This window comes from Microvirga vignae, assembly GCF_001017175.1.
GTDB lineage: Bacteria > Pseudomonadota > Alphaproteobacteria > Rhizobiales > Beijerinckiaceae > Microvirga > Microvirga vignae.
In genome coordinates, this window is record NZ_LCYG01000012.1 from 34,508 (window position 1) to 52,012 (window position 17,505).

The window sequence follows — 17,505 nt, forward strand, 5'->3', positions numbered from 1 at the left end:
GCAACGGGAATGCGGGCCCAAGAGAAAGGCGGCTGAACTCTCAGCCGCCTTTCTTTATTGCCTTTCGTTAATGTATCTTACCGGCCATAGATGCGATCCAGCACACGAGCCACGGTGACAAGCTCCTGTGCAGCCGGATCGAAACGCTCACCGGCCGCTAAGCGGGATGCCCAATCAGCCGCAGCACGTCCACCCCACTCGTCGGGAGGCGTCGTGAGCGTCTCGCGCGACGTGCCCCAATAGCGCTCCGCCGTGAAGTCATAGAACGAGCCGTTCACGTTGCGCATCGCGACACCGCCTTGCGTCCCGTAGAAGGTTGCGGAGATCACGGCGTCACACCCAGCCTGCAGCTTCCAGGAGCACGCGAGCTGAACCACGGCACCAGTCTCCACCTCTACAGTTGCAACCGCGTAGTCCTCGACCTGGGATGCGGTGTTCTTGAGCGGCGCACCACCCGAAAAGAGCTTTCCGGAGACAGCGCCCACGCCGGGATTATTCAACGCCCACAGGGCAAGATCGACCAGGTGAACTCCGAGATCCATGACACAGCCGCCGCCGGAGAGTGCGGGATCATAGAACCATGGCTTGTCTGGGCCATAGGCGTTATGGAACACGAGATCGACCGCATAGACATGGCCCAATTCACCGGAGTTGATGATCTCGCGGATGCGGCGCATGCCTTCGGTGAACCGGTAGGAGAGATCGACACAGAGCAGGCGGTCGGCCTTGCGTGCCGCATCGACCACCGCCTGAACTTCTGCCCCGTTGCGCCCCAGCGGCTTTTGGCAGAAGACGGCAACACCACGTTCCAGAGCCTGGATCGATTGGTCGGCGTGCATGGCGCTGGGCGTGGCGATGACCACGCCATCGACACCAAGGTCGAGAATGGCATCGAGCGATGAGACGAGCTTCGCCTCCGGTGCAAGCTTTCCCGCCTCTGCTGCCATATCGGGGGAAGGGTCGGCAATCGCGGCGACATCGACGGATCCCGTACCGAGAACGGCCTGCATACGATGCCTGCCAATCCAACCGATACCGAGGAAGCCAAGGCGTGGACGAGCCAGGGCCGTCTCTGGGGATGTTTTGAAGAGAGCCTGCTGTGTCATCAGAAGGTCACCAGCGCTTTGAGGAATCCATCCGGCCGGTCGCGGGTCGCGTTGAGCGCTTCATTGAGACGATCCAGGGGATAGGTGTGCGTATAGAGCGAGCTCGGATCGAGCTGTCCGGATGCGATGGCGTCAATCGCCTCGCGTAAGCCCTGCATATAGATCTTTGGGTCTCGCTCGTGAGCATTGATCACGTCGAGCCCGCGCCAGTTCCACAGCCACATATTGACCTGCCGCGGACCATCCTGATGATAGCCGGCCACGATCAGCTTGCCGCGCTCTCGTGTCAGCTCGGCAGCAAGATCAAGCGGCCATTGCTTGCCCACCGCCTCGATCACGCGCTCACAAAACGCGCCACCAGTGAGTTCCTTCACCCTCTCAATGATGGCGTAGTGATCCTCCATCGGGATCACTTCGTCTGCCCCCATCTGACGCGCAAGATCGAGCGAGAAAGGACGGCGCGAAATGGCGATCACCCTCGCCCCGGCATCTTTGGCGAGCCTGGTGAGTATCGCGCCGAGAAAGCCGATACCGACAATCGCGATTGTCTGCCCGGCCTCGATCTCGCTGCGCTGGAAAATGTTCATGGCGCAACCAAGAGGTTCCCCTGGGAAAGGCTGGCCGGAGAGAGCGTCCGGCAAGCGTGCGACGAAATCGACATCGGCGATGTCGTATTCCGCATAGGACTTGTAGGTAAGAGCCGCGACCCTGTCGCCGACAGACAACTCTTTGACACCCTCTCCCATAGCATCGACAACACCCCAGGCCTCGTGTCCAAGCCCGCCTGGCTCGGTGGGGAACTGCATCCAGTCCGGCCCTGCCCAAGGTGTGAGGTTCGAAGCGCAGACGCCGCATCCTTCAAGGCGGAGGCGCACCTGCCCAGGACCGGGCTCAGGCAGCGCTACCTCCTTGATTTCCATTTGTCCGGGGCCGGTGAGAATGGCCGCCCGCATGGTCTGCGCAGTGTTGCGGGACTGGCCGCCCGCAACGCTCTGGCGGGCCTCAACGGAAGCGGCAAATGCGTCGTTGTTCAATGGCTTATCGTTCAACAAGTCTTCATCTCCACCTCTATGTCCGAGCAACTAGAGACAGGGTGTGAGACTTCAAGGCTTGGCTGTTTCAGCGCGGGTTCCGGATGGTGATGAGAGCTCAGGCGCCAGAGTTTTCCTGCCTCTGCTTTTCAGCGACATAGCGCATGCGTGCCTCACTATCGGGCACGAGGCCCTGCGCAGCACACCAACGCGCGAAGGTTGACGGCTCGATCAGGATGCGGACGATCTCCAGGCCCGCCTGCCGCCCGACACTTTCGTTGTTCTCGGCTGCAACGAGCCATTGCTCGTAAGTCGGAGCAAGGTTATGGCGGTCTGCCATCATCTCGCGAATATCAGGATAATCCTGGCGGCTGTACCACGGCAGACCGATTTTCCGCTTCTCTTCCTGCACGCAATTTCCCGGGCAACAGCAGGCATCGAGCCCTCGCTTCCCGCTAAAGAGCAAGGGTTCGATGCAGTCTTGGATGATCAGCTCAAAAGGTAGAGCACCGCAGGAGCCGCGACCAGAAGGCTGACGGAGGTGACGAACATCAGACGATGATCGGGATCGGCAATGCGGCGAACTTTCCTTGCGGTCACGCCCGCTTCCATGCTCCAGCCATTCATGCAGGAGCAGAGGAGTCGATGAGCCGAGCGCTCGGAGAGATCGAAATACTCCATGGCGTCGCCCAGCCTGTCACCTTTAAGACCATCCGCACGCAGGATAGGGTCCTCGTATGCAACCGTGATGGGGGATTCGTCTGATCTCAGTTCAGGTCGTTTTTCTTCGGGCGTAAACTCGATCTCGCCCAAGGAGCGCAGCCGCCGCTTCGGCTGACGCTCCAACAATTCGGCCCAACGCTCAAGACGCTCGCGCCGGGACAGGAAACCTTGCTTGAACTCATGTACCTCAGCAACGCCACGCAGTGTCTCTACAGGCTTATGTTCCATCGGTGTTCTCCGCAATGGGAGCCGGCCCTGAAGCCAAGGCCAAGCCCTGGGAGAGTGATGATGGAACGAGTCATAGGCTTTTTTACGTCAACACCGATCAAAAAAGCGTCTCATGGGGATGAGCCACGTGCTCCTGGAAGATAGCGCCCGTCGTGGCCTCCACCTCCTTGAGTAGGACGTCATAACCCCAAAGGTTCGCGATCATCTGTAGGACGCGCTGCGCATCGTCCTTGTGCAGCAGTGTGCGGTTGAGGACATTGTGATGGAGGATGAGGCGGCGATCGCCAGTGAGATCCACATCGACCACTTGGATGTCCGGATCGCTCCAACCCACATCGTATTGGCGTGAGAGTGCGCGGCGCAGACGCCGATACCCGCGCTCGTCGTGGATTGCTTCGATCACCAGCTCCGGCCGGTCAGGATCATCAACCAGATGGAACATACGCCATTGCCGCATCAGATGCGGGCTCAGGAATTGTGAGATGAAGCTCTCGTCCCGGTAGTTCGCCCATACGCCGCGCAAGACGCCCATCGTGTCGTCGCATCCTGCGATATCCGGAAACCACAGCCGGTCCTCGGCTGTCGGCTGTGTGCAGATGCGCTCGATATCCTGCATCATCCCGAAGCCGAGGGCATAAGGATTGATGCCCCCATAATGCGGGTCATCATATTCCGGCTGCCGCGTGACATTGGTATGCGATTGCAGAAATTCGAGGAAAGCGCCGTCACTGATCTGCCGCGTCTCGTGCAGCCGGGTCATAATACGATAGTGACAATACGTAGCGCACCCCTCGTTCATCACCTTGGTTTGGCGCTGCGGATAGAAATATTGCGCGATCTGACGAACGATGCGCAGGATCTCGCGCTGCCACGGCTGGAGGCGCGGCGCGGATTTCTCCAAAAAGTACAGGATGTTCTCCTGCGGCAGCTCCAGAAGAGCGCGCCGACGGTCGTCGCTTAGAGCAGGTTTGGCAACACCACTCTTTGAAGGGACGGTGCGCCATAGATCATTGAAGGTCTGCTCTTGGTGGATCTGGCGCTCCCGCTCGCGCCGTTCCTCGGAGCGCAGATCCGGCCGCTTCTTGCGGGGATAACGGTGAACGCCATGCGACATGAGCGCGTGGGCCGCATCGATCACCTTCTCGACCGCACTCTGACCATAGCGCTCCTCACAGCGGGCGATGTAACTTTTGGCGAATTCCAGGTAATCGAGGATGCCGTCTGCATCCGTCCATTCCTTGAAGAGATAATTGTTCTTGAAGAAGTGGTTATGGCCGAAGGCAGCGTGGGCGATCACCAGTGTCTGCATCGTCGCCGTGTTCTCCTCCATAATGTAGGAGATGCACGGGTTCGAGTTGATCACGATCTCGTAGGCGAGACCCATGAGCCCCTGCCTGTAGCCAGCCTCATGTGTGGCGAAGCGCTTGCCAAAGGACCAATGCTTGTAGAACAGCGGCATGCCAATGGAGGCATAGGCATCGAGCATCTGCTCGGCCGTGATCACCTCGATCTGGTTGGGATAGACATCGAGCCCCATCTCGCCGACGGCGATCTGCTCGACGGCATCGTAGACACCCTGGATAGCACCAAAGTCCCAATCGGCGCCATGGAACAGCAGGGTGTCTTTGTCGATCAGGCTCATGGCACCCTTGCCTCAGCATCGCGACGCCGGAACAGCTCACGGAAGACGGGATAGATTTCGCGCCGGTGATTGACCTTGCGCATGGCGATGCTGGCACCATCCTCCTGCAGCGTCTCGTAGGTCTGCCACAGTGCTGTCTTGTGGTTGATAAACCCCGCCTGCATCCGGTCATGATCGCTGCCGACCTCGAGGTAGGCGTAGTATTGGCAGGCTGGCAGGATTACATCCCGCAGCAGGGCCGCACTCGTTGCCCCGTCATTGGGCGAGTTGTCGCCGTCGGAGGCCTGTGCTGCATAGATGTTCCAGTTCTCCGGCGGGTAGCGCTCGGCCACGATCCGCTGCATCTCGCGTAGCGCCGACGAGACCACCGTGCCGCCTGTTTCCGGGCTGTGGAAGAAGGTGTCCTCGTCCACCTCCTTCGCCTCGTGGGTATGACGGATGAAGACGATCTCCACATGCTTGTAGCGCCGGGTCAGGAAGATGTAGAGCAGCATGTAGAAGCGCTTGGCGAGGTCCTTCATGTGCTCGGTCATGGAGCCGGACACGTCCATGAGACAGAACATGACCGCCTGAGCCACCGGCCGCGACACCGGCTCGAAGCGGCGATACCGTAGATCGAACGGATCGATATACGGAAACTTCCGTGTCCGAAGCCGCAATCTCTCGAGCTTTTGCCGCAGTTCTAAGAGCTGCTCGCTCTCGCCCTCCTTCTCAAGAAGTTCGATCTCCTCCTCGAGCTTCAACAACTCGCTGGGTTTTGGTCGGCGCATGGCAATGCGGCGGGACATGGCGTTGCGCATGGAGCGCAGGAGCGCAAGATTTACCGGCGACCCGCTGACGGAATAGCCTGCGCGGCGCATACCCTGCACCTCTACTGTCGCAAGGCGACGCTTGGCGAGATCGGGCAGTTCCAAATCTTCCAGGAAGAGGTCGAGGAATTCCTCGCGGCTCAAGGCAAAGCGGAAGTCATCCTCTCCTTCGCCGCTTGTCCCGGCAGAGGATCCTCCGCCGCCTCCGCCCGGCGGCCGGTCGATCGTGTCACCTTCGACGAAACGCTTGTTGCCGGGAAGGATGTGGTCATGCACGCCCCCCTCGCCGGACCGACGGAAGCTGGGCTCGCGCACACCATCGGCCGGGATCGAGACCTCCCCGCCCCTCTCGAGATCGGTGATGTCGCGGTCACCGGCCGTCTGGCGCACGGCTCGCTGGATCTGTGCTTTGGCACGACGAAGAAAGCGTTGGCGATTGGCAAGACTTTTGCCGCCTGGATTGAGGCGTCTGTCGATGATGTACATTGGAACGCCTGCTCTGCCTCCGCTTTCTGTCAGCCCGCCTGCTTCACACGCATGTACCATTCCACCAAGCGCCGCACCTGCCGCTCGGTATAGCCTCGCTCCATCATCCGCTGCACGAACTCGCCGTGCTTCTTCTCGGTCTCGCTATCCTTCTTGGAGCCGAAGCTGATGACGGGCAGCAGCTCCTCGACCTGGGAGAACATACGGCGCTCGATGACGTCGCGGATTTTCTCGTAGCTCGTCCATGAGGGATTGCGCCCGTTGTTGCCGGCTCGGGCTCGCAGCGAGAACTTCACGACCTCGTTGCGGAAGTCCTTCGGGTTCGCGATCCCCGCCGGCTTCTCGATCTTCGTAAGCTCCTGGTTCAGGAGTTCACGGTTGAGGAGTTGGCCGGTATCCGGATCTTTGAAGTCCTGATCTTCGATCCAGGCATCCGCATAGGCCACGTAACGATCAAAGAGGTTCTGGCCGTAATCGTGGTAGGATTCAAGATAGGCCTTCTGGATCTCGTGACCGATGAAATCGGCATAGCGGGGCGCGAGTTCGCCCTTGATGAACTCGAGATATCGGCGCTCCACATCCTGCGGCAGCTGCTCGCGACGCAGCGATTGTTCGAGCACATACATGAGGTGCACAGGGTCGGCTGCCACCTCGATGGTGTCGTGGTTGAAGGTGGCCGCCAAGACCTTGAAGGCGAAGCGGGTGGAAATGCCGTCCATGCCCTCATCGACGCCGGCGGCATCCTTGTATTCCTGCAGACTTCGGGCGCGCGGATCGACCTCGCGCAGGCTCTCGCCGTCATAGACTCGCATCTTCGAGTAGAAGTTCGAGTTTTCGTGCGGGCGCAGCCGCGACAGAACCGAGAACCGGGCCAGCATTTCGAGCGTGGCCGGAGCACAGGGCGCAGTCGCCAGCTCGGAGCCTCGGATCAGCTTCTCGTAGATCTTCTGCTCCTCGGTCACCCGCAGGCAGTACGGCACCTTGATCACATAAATGCGATCAATGAAGGCCTCGTTGTTCTTGTTCGACTTGAAGCTTTGCCACTCGGCTTCGTTGGAGTGGGCGAGAATTATGCCACTGAACGGAATGGAGCCGATATTCTCGGTCCCGACATAATTTCCTTCCTGCGTCGCCGTCAGGAGAGGATGGAGCATCTTGATCGGCGCCTTGAACATCTCGACGAATTCGAGAATGCCCTGGTTGGCACGGTTGAGACCACCGGAATAGCTGTAGGCGTCCGGATCGGCCTGCGAGAGCGTCTCAAGCTTACGGATATCCACCTTGCCGACGAGGGAAGAAATGTCCTGGTTGTTCTCGTCGCCAGGCTCCGTCTTGGCAATTGCGATCTGGCGCAGCCGCGAGGGATTGATCTTCACCACACGGAATTTTGTGATGTCGCCGCGAAATTCGTCGAGCCGTTTGACCGCCCAGGGGCTGAGCAGATTGGTCAGGCGCCGCCTCGGAATCCCGTAGCGCTCCTCCAGCACGGGCCCCATCTGCTCCGAATCGAACAGGCCAAGCGGACTCTCGAAGACGGGGCTGATCTCATCGCCGGCTTTCAGCACGTAGATAGGGTGCACCTCCATAAGTGCCTTGAGGCGCTCGGCGAGGGAGGATTTGCCGCCGCCGACGGGGCCGAGGAGATAGAGGATCTGCTTGCGCTCCTCCAGCCCTTGAGCCGCATGCCGGAAGAAGCTCACGATCATCTCGATCGTCTCTTCCATCCCGTAGAATTCGGAGAAGGCCGGATAGACGCGGATTGTTCGGTTCATGAAGATGCGGCCGAAACGGGCGTCCTTGGAGGTATCGACAAGCTGCGGCTCACCGATCGCCGCCAGGATGCGCTCGGGAGCGCTGGCATACATCATGGGATTGTCGCGGCACCCTTCCAGGTACTCCGCAAGGGACATCTCCGCCTCACGGCGGTTTTCGTAGGACTTCAGGAAACTCGAGAACAGGTCGTCGGAATGATGCATGGCGCCACCGAAATCAGATCCCTCTCAGAGATAACGATTCTGCACCGCTAAGGTTGCCCAGACCATGCCGTGCAATGATGAGTCAGAACGTGCCTATGGCAGCTTTCCCCTTTTCCATTGCGGCCTTCGCGATGCGATCATGAAGCCCGGATCTGCAGCGGAGCATCTGTATCGAGATAGCGAGCCGTCTTTCTCAACTAGCCTCGCGGATTGCTGCAGGCTCGGCAAGTTAAAGTTTCTTTCAAGCACCGAATTCTGATGTGCCGCTTTGCCGCCACTGCAATTCAAGCAGCATCCCTTCTACAGCGCATCAAAGGCTCTCTTTGTCAGTTAGATCGTTAGACAGCGAAAACCAGAAGCAGTGAAATAATTTTTGATGATATATTGTTATATTGCTGCGTGCAATAGGCTCGAGAAGGGACATATCAGGATCGAGACAACATGCATTGACGCCGACCCCGCCTAACCTATCGTTTGCAGCAGAAGGCTGATGGCCAACTCGCTGCCACACCTGTCATCCCCGCAACGGAGACTCCCGTGATCAAAGCTTTCGGTTACGCCGCCCAAGACGCCACGACCCCGCTCACTCCCTTCAGCTTCGAACGTCGCGAGCCGCGGGAAAGCGACGTTCAGATTGAGATTCTCTACTGTGGGGTCTGCCACTCCGACCTGCACACCGTCCGTGAGGAATGGGGCGGCACGCATTTTCCCAGTCTTCCTGGTCACGAAATCGTGGGTCGCGTCACACGGGTCGGAGATGGGGTGCAAAAATTCAAGGTCGGCGATCTTGTCGGTGTCGGCTGCATGGTGGATTCCTGCCGAACCTGCAGCAGCTGCCGCGAGGGTCTGGAGCAATACTGCGAGGTGGGCTTCACCGGCACCTATAACGGCCCCGAGCAGGGCACTGGTGCCAACACCTATGGCGGCTATTCTGATGTGATCGTCGTGGACGAGAGCTTCGTCCTCCGTATTCCGGACGGTCTCGATCCGGCCGCAGCGGCTCCGCTTCTCTGCGCCGGCATCACCACCTATTCCCCGCTTCGCCGATGGCGGGTTCAGCCTGGTCAGAAGGTTGGCGTCGTAGGTTTGGGCGGTCTTGGCCATATGGCCGTCAAGCTCGCCCGCGCCATGGGCGCCCATGTGGTGCTCTTCACCACTTCCCCCAACAAGCGGGAAGATGCTCTGGCGCTGGGTGCGCACGAAGTCGTGATCTCAAAAGACGAGGAGGCGATGGCAGCCCAGCGCAACAGCTTCGACTTCATTATCGACACGGTCGCAGCCCCCCACGATCTCGACTCCTATCTCGTGCTGCTGGCCCGCGACGGCGCCATGGTGCTGGTCGGCGCTCCCGCCGAGCCGCACCCGGCAACAACGGTCTTCAACCTCATCATGAAGCGGCGGCAGCTCGCAGGCTCCCTCATCGGTGGCATCGCCGAGACACAGGAGATGCTCGATTTCTGCGCCCAGCACGGCATCACCGCCGAGATCGAGATGATCCCGATCCAGAACATCAACCAAGCCTATGAGCGGATGCTCAAGAGCGACGTCAAATACCGCTTCGTGATCGATATGGCCTCGTTGAGACAGGAGGCGGCGGCATAACAGGCTTCCCATGCTGGTCTATAGTGACGTGGAATGCGTCGGGACGGTTGGCGAGAAGCAGACGGCGATCGCGAACCGTCTCGACGAGGTGGGCGCATTGCCACCGGGAAGCGAACGGCATGCGGCTCTCGTCTCGGCCTTCATCAGCACGAGCGAACTTGTTCAGGGGCTCATCGATTCTGACTCCCAGACGCGCGGATTCGATGCCCTCTCCCCCGTTCACATGAGCGGAATGGAATGCCTGTCGCTTCTGGCACAGAGCGTCTTGCAATCCTGGCAGAGCGGCTTTTCCCAAGCCCCTTTGCCTGTGTCCTTCCGGAACAAGCTCCTAAGCTTCAATCCTGACCAGACGATTCGCACCAAGAGAGCGGAAGGCTACGCTTTCTATGCGCTTTATCCTGAGACCTACGGAGAAGCCGCCCTCCGTTCAGGCCTCGGCTCGAGCGCAAGGGTCATCGGCATTCGCAGCATCGGCGCAGGCTTGAGTGCCATCGTCGCCGCCGCCCTCAACGCCTCGCCCGCTTTCACCGTCCGCCCCATGGGGCACCCGTTCCACCGAGAGATGAGGGTCGATCCTGCTGTGACAGCCATGCTGACCCAGGATCCGAATGCGGCATTTGCCATCGTCGATGAAGGCCCTGGCCTGTCCGGCAGTTCCTTCGGTGCTGTTGCAGATTGGCTGGAAGCCGCTGGCATAGCCCGCGAGCGCATCCACTTCTTCCCAAGCCACGCTGGGCCTCTGGGACCGCAGGCCAGCTCGAGTCATCGCGAGCGCTGGGGCAGTGCCTCGCGCCATTTCGTCAGCATGGACGAGCTGCTTCTCAATCATGAAAGCCATCCCCTCACCCACTGGGTGGAAAGCCTCACCGGAACCCTACGAAATGAGCTTGAGGAAATTTCTGGCGGCTCATGGCGCGCGCTGCGATACCGAGAGCACGACTCGTGGCCCGCTGCGAATATTCAGCAGGAGCGGAGAAAGTTTCTGGCGCGGACCGAAGACGCGGCATGGCTGGTCAAATTTGCCGGCCTCGGTGAGAGCGGATTTCGTAAATACAGGATCGCCCAGCAGCTCCATCAAGCAGGCTTCACGCCGGAAGTCGCAGGCTTCCGCCATGGATTTCTCGTGGAACGCTGGCATGGCGATGCACTCTCGCTCGATCAGCAGCTTAGCGAACAAGATGAACTCGTGAGGCAGATCGGGGCTTATCTCGGCTATCGGGCGCGCCACTTTCCAGCCGAGCCGCATCAGGGTTCATCTCTGGCCAAGCTTCGCGAGATGGCCCACTACAACACGGGACAGGCTCTAGGAGAGCAGGCGGCATCCACCCTTGATCGGGCCTTACCAAGCGTCGATGGTCTCGGCAGACATGCCCGTCGTGTCTTCACCGATAACCGCATGCAACCCTGGGAGTGGCTTGTGATCGGTGATCGGTTGATCAAGACCGATGCCCTCGATCATTGCGCAACGCATGACCTTATCGGCTGTCAGGACATCGCATGGGATATTGCCGGAGCCGCTGTCGAGTTCAGCCTGTCGGCTCAAGACATCGACCTCCTTTGCACCATCGTCGAGGAAGAGAGCGGTCATCCCGTTTCCCCTGCCCTGCTGTCTTTTCTGGTGCCTTGCTATCTCGCCTTTCAGATCGGCGCTCACGCGATGGCGGCTGATGCCCTCAGGGGTAATGGAGAAGAGACCCGCTTGCGCCTTGCTGTCGGGCGATATGGCCTCCTGCTGCGAAGCCAGCTTGAACATCCGGGTCGGCTTGGCTTCAACAAGGAACAAGACAGAGTTCCTGCCAGTTAACGGCCAAGGCAACTCATCGATACCTCGCCTGCCTACCGGCGGAGAGGAACGGCGCAGGCATGTTTTCCGAAACAGGGCGGCTTCTCAGGGCCGCGGCCGAAGGATGGTGGAACGATCGCGCCATGAGTCTCGGCGCCTCGATCGCTTTCTTCACCGTCTTCTCCCTGGCGCCCATGCTGCTTGCCGCCATCGCTGTCGCAGGGCTCGCTTTCGGTCGTGAGGCGGCGCAGGGTGCCATCGTCTCCGAACTCGGCGGCTTGATCGGTACGAACGAAGCCTCCGCCCTAGAGACCATGATCGCCAGCGCCAGCAATGTGGGTTCCGGTGTCATCGGCACGACAATTGGCATCGCCACTTTCCTGCTGCTGGTCACCGGCGCCGTCGTCGAGCTGCAGGACAATCTGAATATCGTCTGGAAAGCCAAACCCCCGGAAGGTTCCGGCCTCCTCAACTTCCTGCGGACACGGATGATCAGCCTCGCCCTTGTGCTGGGGATAGGATTCCTACTGCTTGTCTCGCTCATCATCGATGCCGGCCTGTCTGCCGTAGGTGCTTACATCGAACCCAATTTCTCTGGTGCGACGGCGATCCTGCGCTTCCTCAACAGCCTTGTCGCTTTTGCGATTGCTGTTCTGCTGTTTGCCATGATCTTCAAGCTGCTGCCGAATGTGGAAATCACGTGGAGCGATGTTTGGACCGGCTCCCTGGTTACAGGCCTCCTGTTCACAATCGGCAAGTTCCTGATCGGGTATTATCTCGGTAAGAGCAACGTCGCCTCAAGCTACGGCGCAGCAGCCTCCATCATCACGATCCTGCTCTGGATCTATTACTCTTCCCTGATCCTGCTGTTCGGCGCGGAGTTCACGAAAGTCTATGCCGAAAGCCGAGGGAGCCGAAGCGGCATGAAGGAAAGCAGCCCTTGAAACAGGAAGCGGGCCAGTGAACCCGGCCAGCCCTTGCCTGAATGCATCCGTTCTATTCGGCCGCCTGACGTGTTGCCGGATTCGTCGGGACGTTGCGCATTCCGTCCAAAACCTCCTCGGCCGAGGCTTTGTAGTTCTTCACAGAGTTCGTCCACTGTCCCCAGACGGTCTCGTCGATCTCTCGCCATTCTTGCCAGATTCTGCAGCCGGCGCCCCTCATCGTCCGTCAGCACCTGCTTTGGCAGAGGTGGGAGATGCCGGACATCGTCGGCCGTGATGCCGATCATCTGTCCGACCCGGCTGCCGTAATCGTCATGGACCATGGACAGGTGCCAGATCATCCGTTCCTGCACGTCGCGCTCGCACTAGCCGAGCAACGTGCCCATGTTGAGCACCAGATCGTCCCGTTCCCAATCCATCATGGTGCAATAGCGGCCGCGTGCATGAATGTAATCATTGCGCCGCTCGATCACGCTGCGCGTCAGACGCCCTCGGATCTCGGGAGGATTGTTCGGCTCCTCACGGGCTGCTTCGTGGAGGCCCTGGTGAATGGATGGCTCATAGGTCACATGTGGGTTCTGTCCCGGCGCCAGATCGCGACGGTACGACATTTGTCCGCCGTTCAGATTGGTCGCTACCCTGGCGTTCTTGGCTTGGCTCACCGGCAACTGGAGGTAGTTGGTGCCAACGCTATAGCGCGGGGTGTCCGAGTAGGAGAAGGTGCGGCCCACCAGCATCTTGTCGTCGGAGAAATCGAGGCCGTCGACCAGCACGCCGGTCCCTATGGCAGTCTGCTCGTTCTCGTTGAAGTGATCCTGGACGTTATGGTTGAGGGTCATCACGCCGACGTGCCGCAGCGGGAAATCCTTCTCCGGCCAGATTTTGGTATCGTCGAGCGGATCCCAATCGAGCTCTGGATGATCATGATCTTCCATGATCTGTACGTACATGTCCCATTGCGGATACTCACCCCGCTCGATGGCTTCATAGAGATCCTCTTTGACGCGGAGCCGAGATCCTGCCCCTGAACCTTGGCCGCTTCCTCTGCCGTGAGGCTCGCCAAGCCGCAGCGCGGATGGAAGTGGTACTCGACCAGCATTGTATCGCCTTGGGCATTGACCATCTTTAGGTGCTCACGCCAAAACCTTCCATGTGCCGGTAGCTTGCCGGAACTCCGCGCGGGCTGAACAGGTGCGTCAGCATGTGCATGGATTCGGGTATCTGGCTCATGAAGTCGAAGATACGGTTCGGCTCCCGGCGGAACGTGACGGGATCCGGCTTCAGCGAATGAATGACATCCGGGAACTTGATGGCATCGCGGATGAAGAAAACGGCCAAGAAACGAAACCGCGAGCATGGACCACGCGCTCAGGGATCCGCTCGCGGTCAAAATGGGTGATCTTTTTGAGGAACTGATAATTTTCCAGAGTTGCGGGACCACGTGCACCCACCGTGCGCTGCGACTGGTTGTTGGTAATGGGGTGACCCTGCCGGTTCATCAGAACCTGATCCAAGGCTCCCGGCGTAGAGGACTTGCCAGACTTGGGCTCTTTTCGGGTTGTTTGCCATCTAGTGCTCCCTTCCTGATGCGGCCAATGCCCGGCCCCTAGCCAACACTCGGCTCAAGCGTTGGTTTTGCAGCCTCGTTCGGATGCGGCGGAAGGGATTACCTGATGCAGGTGGCCGAAAGGGAATAGAGGCGAATTCTGAAATGCTCTTCGCAATCAGCCGAAGATGCGATCACCCTGCTCGTCGATGATCTGTTTGCCCTTAACAACGGCGAAGGCTTCTGCATCGGCTTTGCTCGCATGCGTCTCGGCGCGCACGAAGCGATGCTCCTTCAGGCCCGTTTCGGAATCTTTCTCGATGATCCCTGCCGTTTGATACTGCCCTTTGGATGGGTAAGGCGCAGGCCTGATGCGAAAGCCCTTGTACTCCACGGCCTCCGCCGCAGGCTCAGTGACGCTGCTGTCTCCGCCTCCCGTGAAGCGGGTCCAAAAGTCTTTAAAGAATGAGGCCATGGCGTCACCGGAACAGAATTATGATTCGTCAGGGGTCAGCATATCCTTGGAGATGGCCGGAGGGTCAACCCTGTTGCATTTGATCACAAGTCTCTGATCCAAGCCGGAAATCAGGTGATGCGCCTTGACGAAGACGCTCTTCGCGTGAACGTTAATGTGCAGAAAGGCTTAAGCTAGCCTGGATCAGGTACTAGCCTGGATCAGGTACAGGGGTTTCACCATGAAGCATCCTCTGTTCGTCTTATCTCTGTCCAGCACATTGCTGACCAGTGGGATTGCCTTTGCTCATCACGGCTGGGGCAGCTACGACGCATCCAAGCAGTTCTCCATTACCAGTACTGTCCAGCGCGCGGATTGGCAGAATCCTCATGTGATGGTCGTCGTGACCCACGCTAATAAGAATTGGGAAGCCGTTCTAGCCCCTCCTTTCCGCATGAGTGCCCGCGGCCTGGAACCAGACATGATCAAACCCGGGAGGCAGGTAACCCTCGAAGGATATCCTTCGACACGTGTCGAGAACGAGATGAGGGCGGAGAGGATCACCGTCGGCGGCAAGACGTTCGAGCTCCGCTAATCCGATGTATCTCGATATGCTCGCCGCTCTGGAATCGTCCTGGCTGGGCCATGCCGGACGTCATTCGGCCTGGCTCTACACGCTGGCAAACCTATTCCATGTTCTCGGAGCGGCATTCGTCGTGGGAGGCATTGCTGTCTTCGACCTGAATGTCTTAGCCGAGCATGGAAAGAACGCACAGCAGGTCGGCCGTTATGCGATTCCTCTCGCAGCAGCAGGGCTCGCAATACAAATTCCTTCAGGAATTCTTCTCCTGGCCGTCGAAGCGCGAGCCCTTGGAGCAAATCCAGCTTTTTACACCAAACTCATCTTCATCGCCGTAGGGTTTACCAACGTCATTCTCTTTCATACCCGTTTCAACGCCACCCTGCGCGCAGGTGCTCTGCCTCCGGAGGCCCGCATCTATGCTCTCGTCTCCCTGATCGCATGGATCGTCGTCCTCTTGGCTGGACGAATGATCGCCTATCTTTAGCCCTACTCTTCTCTCACGGTCTGTAACATCGCTTCATTTCAGGTCCTCATGCGCATCTGGCCGGCATTGTTTTGCGGATTCCTCCTGCTGTGCGCTCCGGCTTCAGCTTCTCAAGGAGCATCTGGAGAAACAATCGAGCAGGCCTTGTGCCGTCTCATCGAAGGAGCGGCGCGGAGGCAGGATATTCCACGTGACTTCCTGACGAAGCTCATCTGGCGAGAAAGCTCATTCCGCACGAGCGTCGAGAGCCCTGCAGGCGCGCAAGGCGTGGCGCAATTCATGCCGGGAACCGCAAAGGAGCGCGGGCTGACGGATCCGTTCGATCCTGAGCAGGCAATCCCTAAGGCCGCAGAACTGATTGCCGATCTCTCGGAAAAATTCGGTAATCTAGGTTTGGCGGCCGCAGCGTATAACGGCGGCCCGGCTCGGGTGTCGTCGTGGCTTGCAGGGCGCGGGGACTTGCCTGAGGAGACGAGAAACTATGTCGCCGCCATCACAGGACGTGCAGCGGAAGATTGGGCAGACGACTTGAAGAGCGCCGAGAGAGCAAGCGAACAAGATCAGACGAAGCCTGAGCCGGAGAGCTGCCGGCAAACCGTCGCGGCTCTGCGGCAGCCAGGGCGCGTCAACGACAACGAAGCCCCGTTCGCACCCTGGGGTGTTCAGCTGGCCGGCAATTTCTCGAAAGTCTTGGCACTGTCTTCATACAAGCGCGCCAGCCAGACCTACGCTTCCGTACTGAAGGATTTACGCCCCATGATCATTGGAACGCGGCTGCGCTATCGCGGTACGAGGACCTTCTATCGGGTGCGTGCTCCCGCGGATTCACGCAAGAGCGCAGAAAATCTTTGTCAAAGAATTCGCTCGCTCGGCGGCAATTGCATCGTGTTGCCGAGCTAAAGAAAAAGCCTGGATCGAGCAATCCAGGCTTTTTGGAAATCTTATCGCCGCTGAGGCCGCAGAGAGCGCGCTAGCTCGCGAATGACGTTGTCCTCTATGCTGAGATTGAGATCATTATTCTCGTCCTCGGCAATTTCGACATCGGTCGCCGCCGGACTCGGCTGCGCTTGCGATCTGCCTTGTACAGCGGGAGCGGCTCTCTCGGATGCTCCCGAAGCTGCGCCGCTTTGAACGAGCTCGACCTCAGCAGGGTTTCTCATCTGCTGCTGGGGCGTATAGGAGCGGCCGGTGCTGTAGCGGTTCTCAAGCGTGTCGAGCAAGCTGTTGAGCGCTGCGTTCGAGAGTGGAACTTCTGGTACCTGTGGTGGGCCGCTGAGCGCAATCGCACGGTTCTGATAGGCCTCCTCCGCCGTGACGTCGGGGCCGAACCAGGACAGGGGACGGAAATCCCGAGCCTCTTCCTCGCTCTCAAACGACACCGAGATCATGTCGAGTGGGCCTGGCGTAACAAAGCGGGCGATCTGGATGTCACGGGTGCCGACCGTCAGATGCGTGAGCAGGTAATCGAGCTTGCCTGGGGTCACATCGAGCAGCGCCTCCGCATGAGCGCGCGGCACATCCGTGCGTTCCTCGACAGGTCCGTTGGCTCCTGAATGCACCAGGACGAGGCTTCCTTTATCGCCATCCACGATCACGAAAGAGCTTCGGTCAGCCTGGTTGGGGAAATGGCCTTCCGTGACGCGGTTGCCGCCTCTCTCTTTTCTGATCAGGCGAGCAAGAGACGAGGCAATGAGATAACGTCGATAAGCAACCATTTTAAGCTTTCTGATACAATGCGCGGAATACTTGCCGGCCTTAGAACTCGCTGCGCCAATATTCAACGGAATGAAGTTGCAATTCATATCAATCATGCTGAACAAGCATGACTCGACAGGCAACAAGATTTCGGCGTTAGGCAGCTTGGTTCATCCGGGCCAACAATACTCAGTGAGGGCTTATGATGGCGTTCCCAAGGCAAACTTCAATGGAATAACCAAGAAGCTCTTAGCGATTTGCAAACGGAGTTAATTCAGACGCAACGGAATGATATTCACTGGTTGAGAGACGCATGAGCTATCGAGCCCCCGCATCTCTCAACCAGTGAGATTAGGGAGCCTCCAGCAGCCCGCGAGATGCCAAATTGCGCATGAGAGCGCGAAGGCCAAATG

General features: G+C 59.0%; 18 protein-coding genes. 6 read left to right on the forward strand and 12 right to left on the reverse strand.

The features are described from left to right. Positions 1-77: 77 nt before the first annotated feature. From AA309_RS03310 to AA309_RS03340, 7 genes are all read right to left on the reverse strand, one after another. Positions 78-1,106, reverse strand: coding sequence for a Gfo/Idh/MocA family protein (locus AA309_RS03310; RefSeq protein ID WP_047187571.1), 1,029 nt, complete (start codon positions 1,104-1,106; stop codon positions 78-80). Continuing rightward, positions 1,106-2,059, reverse strand: a complete 954-nt coding sequence (locus AA309_RS03315; RefSeq protein WP_047187590.1) for an MDR/zinc-dependent alcohol dehydrogenase-like family protein — start codon at positions 2,057-2,059, stop codon at positions 1,106-1,108. The genes AA309_RS03310 and AA309_RS03315 overlap by 1 nt, the downstream gene beginning before the upstream one ends. 196 nt (positions 2,060-2,255) lie before the next feature. Continuing rightward, the gene (locus AA309_RS03320; RefSeq protein ID WP_047187572.1) at positions 2,256-2,549 is read right to left on the reverse strand and encodes a hypothetical protein; all 294 of its coding nucleotides are present in this window, start codon (positions 2,547-2,549) and stop codon (positions 2,256-2,258) included. A 77-nt stretch (positions 2,550-2,626) separates the two neighbouring features. Then, positions 2,627-3,088, reverse strand: coding sequence for a hypothetical protein (locus tag AA309_RS03325; RefSeq protein WP_047187573.1), 462 nt, complete (start codon positions 3,086-3,088; stop codon positions 2,627-2,629). A gap of 97 nt (positions 3,089-3,185) precedes the next feature. Next, positions 3,186-4,730, reverse strand: coding sequence for a SpoVR family protein (locus AA309_RS03330; protein WP_047187574.1), 1,545 nt, complete (start codon positions 4,728-4,730; stop codon positions 3,186-3,188). Next, entirely contained in the window at positions 4,727-6,025 is a 1,299-nt protein-coding gene (locus AA309_RS03335; protein WP_047187575.1) for a YeaH/YhbH family protein, read from the reverse strand. The genes AA309_RS03330 and AA309_RS03335 overlap by 4 nt, the downstream gene beginning before the upstream one ends. A gap of 29 nt (positions 6,026-6,054) precedes the next feature. Next, a complete protein-coding gene (locus tag AA309_RS03340; protein ID WP_047187576.1) occupies positions 6,055-8,001 on the reverse strand; it encodes a PrkA family serine protein kinase in 1,947 nt (648 codons plus the stop codon). Between the two features lie 537 nt (positions 8,002-8,538). Between AA309_RS03340 and AA309_RS03345 the strand changes: the two genes are divergently transcribed. Genes AA309_RS03345 through AA309_RS03355 form a run of 3 tightly spaced genes read left to right on the forward strand, consistent with a single transcriptional unit; the run spans position 8,539 to position 12,330 of the window. Further along, complete coding sequence (locus tag AA309_RS03345; RefSeq protein WP_047187577.1) at positions 8,539-9,603, forward strand: NAD(P)-dependent alcohol dehydrogenase; 1,065 nt, start codon at positions 8,539-8,541, stop codon at positions 9,601-9,603. 10 nt (positions 9,604-9,613) lie between these two features. After that, a complete protein-coding gene (locus AA309_RS03350; RefSeq protein WP_047187578.1) occupies positions 9,614-11,407 on the forward strand; it encodes a protein kinase family protein in 1,794 nt (597 codons plus the stop codon). A gap of 59 nt (positions 11,408-11,466) precedes the next feature. Continuing rightward, complete coding sequence (locus tag AA309_RS03355; RefSeq protein WP_047187579.1) at positions 11,467-12,330, forward strand: YihY/virulence factor BrkB family protein; 864 nt, start codon at positions 11,467-11,469, stop codon at positions 12,328-12,330. 365 nt (positions 12,331-12,695) lie between these two features. On the opposite strand, the gene AA309_RS37165 is transcribed toward AA309_RS03355, so the two are convergent. The 4 genes from AA309_RS37165 to AA309_RS03365 all read right to left on the reverse strand — a co-directional run bounded on the left by AA309_RS37165 (position 12,696) and on the right by AA309_RS03365 (position 14,351). Further along, the gene (locus tag AA309_RS37165) at positions 12,696-13,280 is read right to left on the reverse strand and encodes a catalase (RefSeq protein WP_280136871.1); all 585 of its coding nucleotides are present in this window, start codon (positions 13,278-13,280) and stop codon (positions 12,696-12,698) included. A gap of 175 nt (positions 13,281-13,455) precedes the next feature. After that, a complete protein-coding gene (locus AA309_RS37170) occupies positions 13,456-13,668 on the reverse strand; it encodes a catalase (RefSeq protein ID WP_200901935.1) in 213 nt (70 codons plus the stop codon). Next, a complete protein-coding gene (locus AA309_RS37565; RefSeq protein ID WP_425286847.1) occupies positions 13,611-13,829 on the reverse strand; it encodes a catalase in 219 nt (72 codons plus the stop codon). Before AA309_RS37565 ends, AA309_RS37170 begins: the two co-directional genes overlap by 58 nt. Positions 13,830-14,054: 225 nt before the next feature. Next, on the reverse strand, positions 14,055-14,351 hold the full coding sequence (locus AA309_RS03365) for an HlyU family transcriptional regulator (protein ID WP_047187580.1): 297 nt from the start codon (positions 14,349-14,351) through the stop codon (positions 14,055-14,057). Between the two features lie 220 nt (positions 14,352-14,571). Here AA309_RS03365 and AA309_RS03370 point away from each other — a divergent pair, with 220 nt between their 5' ends. From AA309_RS03370 to AA309_RS03380, 3 genes are read left to right on the forward strand one after another with little or no spacing between them, the layout of a single operon-like run. Continuing rightward, entirely contained in the window at positions 14,572-14,925 is a 354-nt protein-coding gene (locus AA309_RS03370; protein WP_047187581.1) for a DUF6152 family protein, read from the forward strand. 4 nt (positions 14,926-14,929) lie between these two features. Beyond that, positions 14,930-15,397, forward strand: a complete 468-nt coding sequence (locus AA309_RS03375; protein ID WP_052954457.1) for a hypothetical protein — start codon at positions 14,930-14,932, stop codon at positions 15,395-15,397. 48 nt (positions 15,398-15,445) lie between these two features. After that, a complete protein-coding gene (locus AA309_RS03380; RefSeq protein ID WP_047187582.1) occupies positions 15,446-16,297 on the forward strand; it encodes a lytic transglycosylase domain-containing protein in 852 nt (283 codons plus the stop codon). A 41-nt stretch (positions 16,298-16,338) separates the two neighbouring features. Here AA309_RS03380 and AA309_RS03385 read toward each other — a convergent pair whose 3' ends face one another. Next, entirely contained in the window at positions 16,339-17,112 is a 774-nt protein-coding gene (locus AA309_RS03385) for a CYTH domain-containing protein (RefSeq protein ID WP_047187583.1), read from the reverse strand. Positions 17,113-17,505 lie beyond the last annotated feature (393 nt).

Excerpts from the sequence above, each read along its gene's own strand:
- AA309_RS03310 (WP_047187571.1), bottom strand. The coding sequence starts at position 1,106 with ATGACACAGCAGGCTCTCTTCAAAACATCCCCAGAGACGGCCCTGGCT.
- AA309_RS03315 (WP_047187590.1), bottom strand. The coding sequence starts at position 2,059 with ATGCGGGCGGCCATTCTCACCGGCCCCGGACAAATGGAAATCAAGGAG.
- AA309_RS03325 (WP_047187573.1), bottom strand. The coding sequence starts at position 3,088 with ATGGAACATAAGCCTGTAGAGACACTGCGTGGCGTTGCTGAGGTACAT.
- AA309_RS03330 (WP_047187574.1), bottom strand. The coding sequence starts at position 4,730 with ATGAGCCTGATCGACAAAGACACCCTGCTGTTCCATGGCGCCGATTGG.
- AA309_RS03335 (WP_047187575.1), bottom strand. The coding sequence starts at position 6,025 with ATGTACATCATCGACAGACGCCTCAATCCAGGCGGCAAAAGTCTTGCC.
- AA309_RS03340 (WP_047187576.1), bottom strand. The coding sequence starts at position 8,001 with ATGCATCATTCCGACGACCTGTTCTCGAGTTTCCTGAAGTCCTACGAA.
- AA309_RS03350 (WP_047187578.1), top strand. The coding sequence starts at position 9,614 with ATGCTGGTCTATAGTGACGTGGAATGCGTCGGGACGGTTGGCGAGAAG.
- AA309_RS03355 (WP_047187579.1), top strand. The coding sequence starts at position 11,467 with ATGTTTTCCGAAACAGGGCGGCTTCTCAGGGCCGCGGCCGAAGGATGG.
- AA309_RS37165 (WP_280136871.1), bottom strand. The coding sequence starts at position 13,280 with ATGTACGTACAGATCATGGAAGATCATGATCATCCAGAGCTCGATTGG.
- AA309_RS37565 (WP_425286847.1), bottom strand. The coding sequence starts at position 13,829 with ATGAACCGGCAGGGTCACCCCATTACCAACAACCAGTCGCAGCGCACG.
- AA309_RS03365 (WP_047187580.1), bottom strand. The coding sequence starts at position 14,351 with ATGGCCTCATTCTTTAAAGACTTTTGGACCCGCTTCACGGGAGGCGGA.
- AA309_RS03370 (WP_047187581.1), top strand. The coding sequence starts at position 14,572 with ATGAAGCATCCTCTGTTCGTCTTATCTCTGTCCAGCACATTGCTGACC.
- AA309_RS03375 (WP_052954457.1), top strand. The coding sequence starts at position 14,930 with ATGTATCTCGATATGCTCGCCGCTCTGGAATCGTCCTGGCTGGGCCAT.
- AA309_RS03380 (WP_047187582.1), top strand. The coding sequence starts at position 15,446 with ATGCGCATCTGGCCGGCATTGTTTTGCGGATTCCTCCTGCTGTGCGCT.
- AA309_RS03385 (WP_047187583.1), bottom strand. The coding sequence starts at position 17,112 with ATGGTTGCTTATCGACGTTATCTCATTGCCTCGTCTCTTGCTCGCCTG.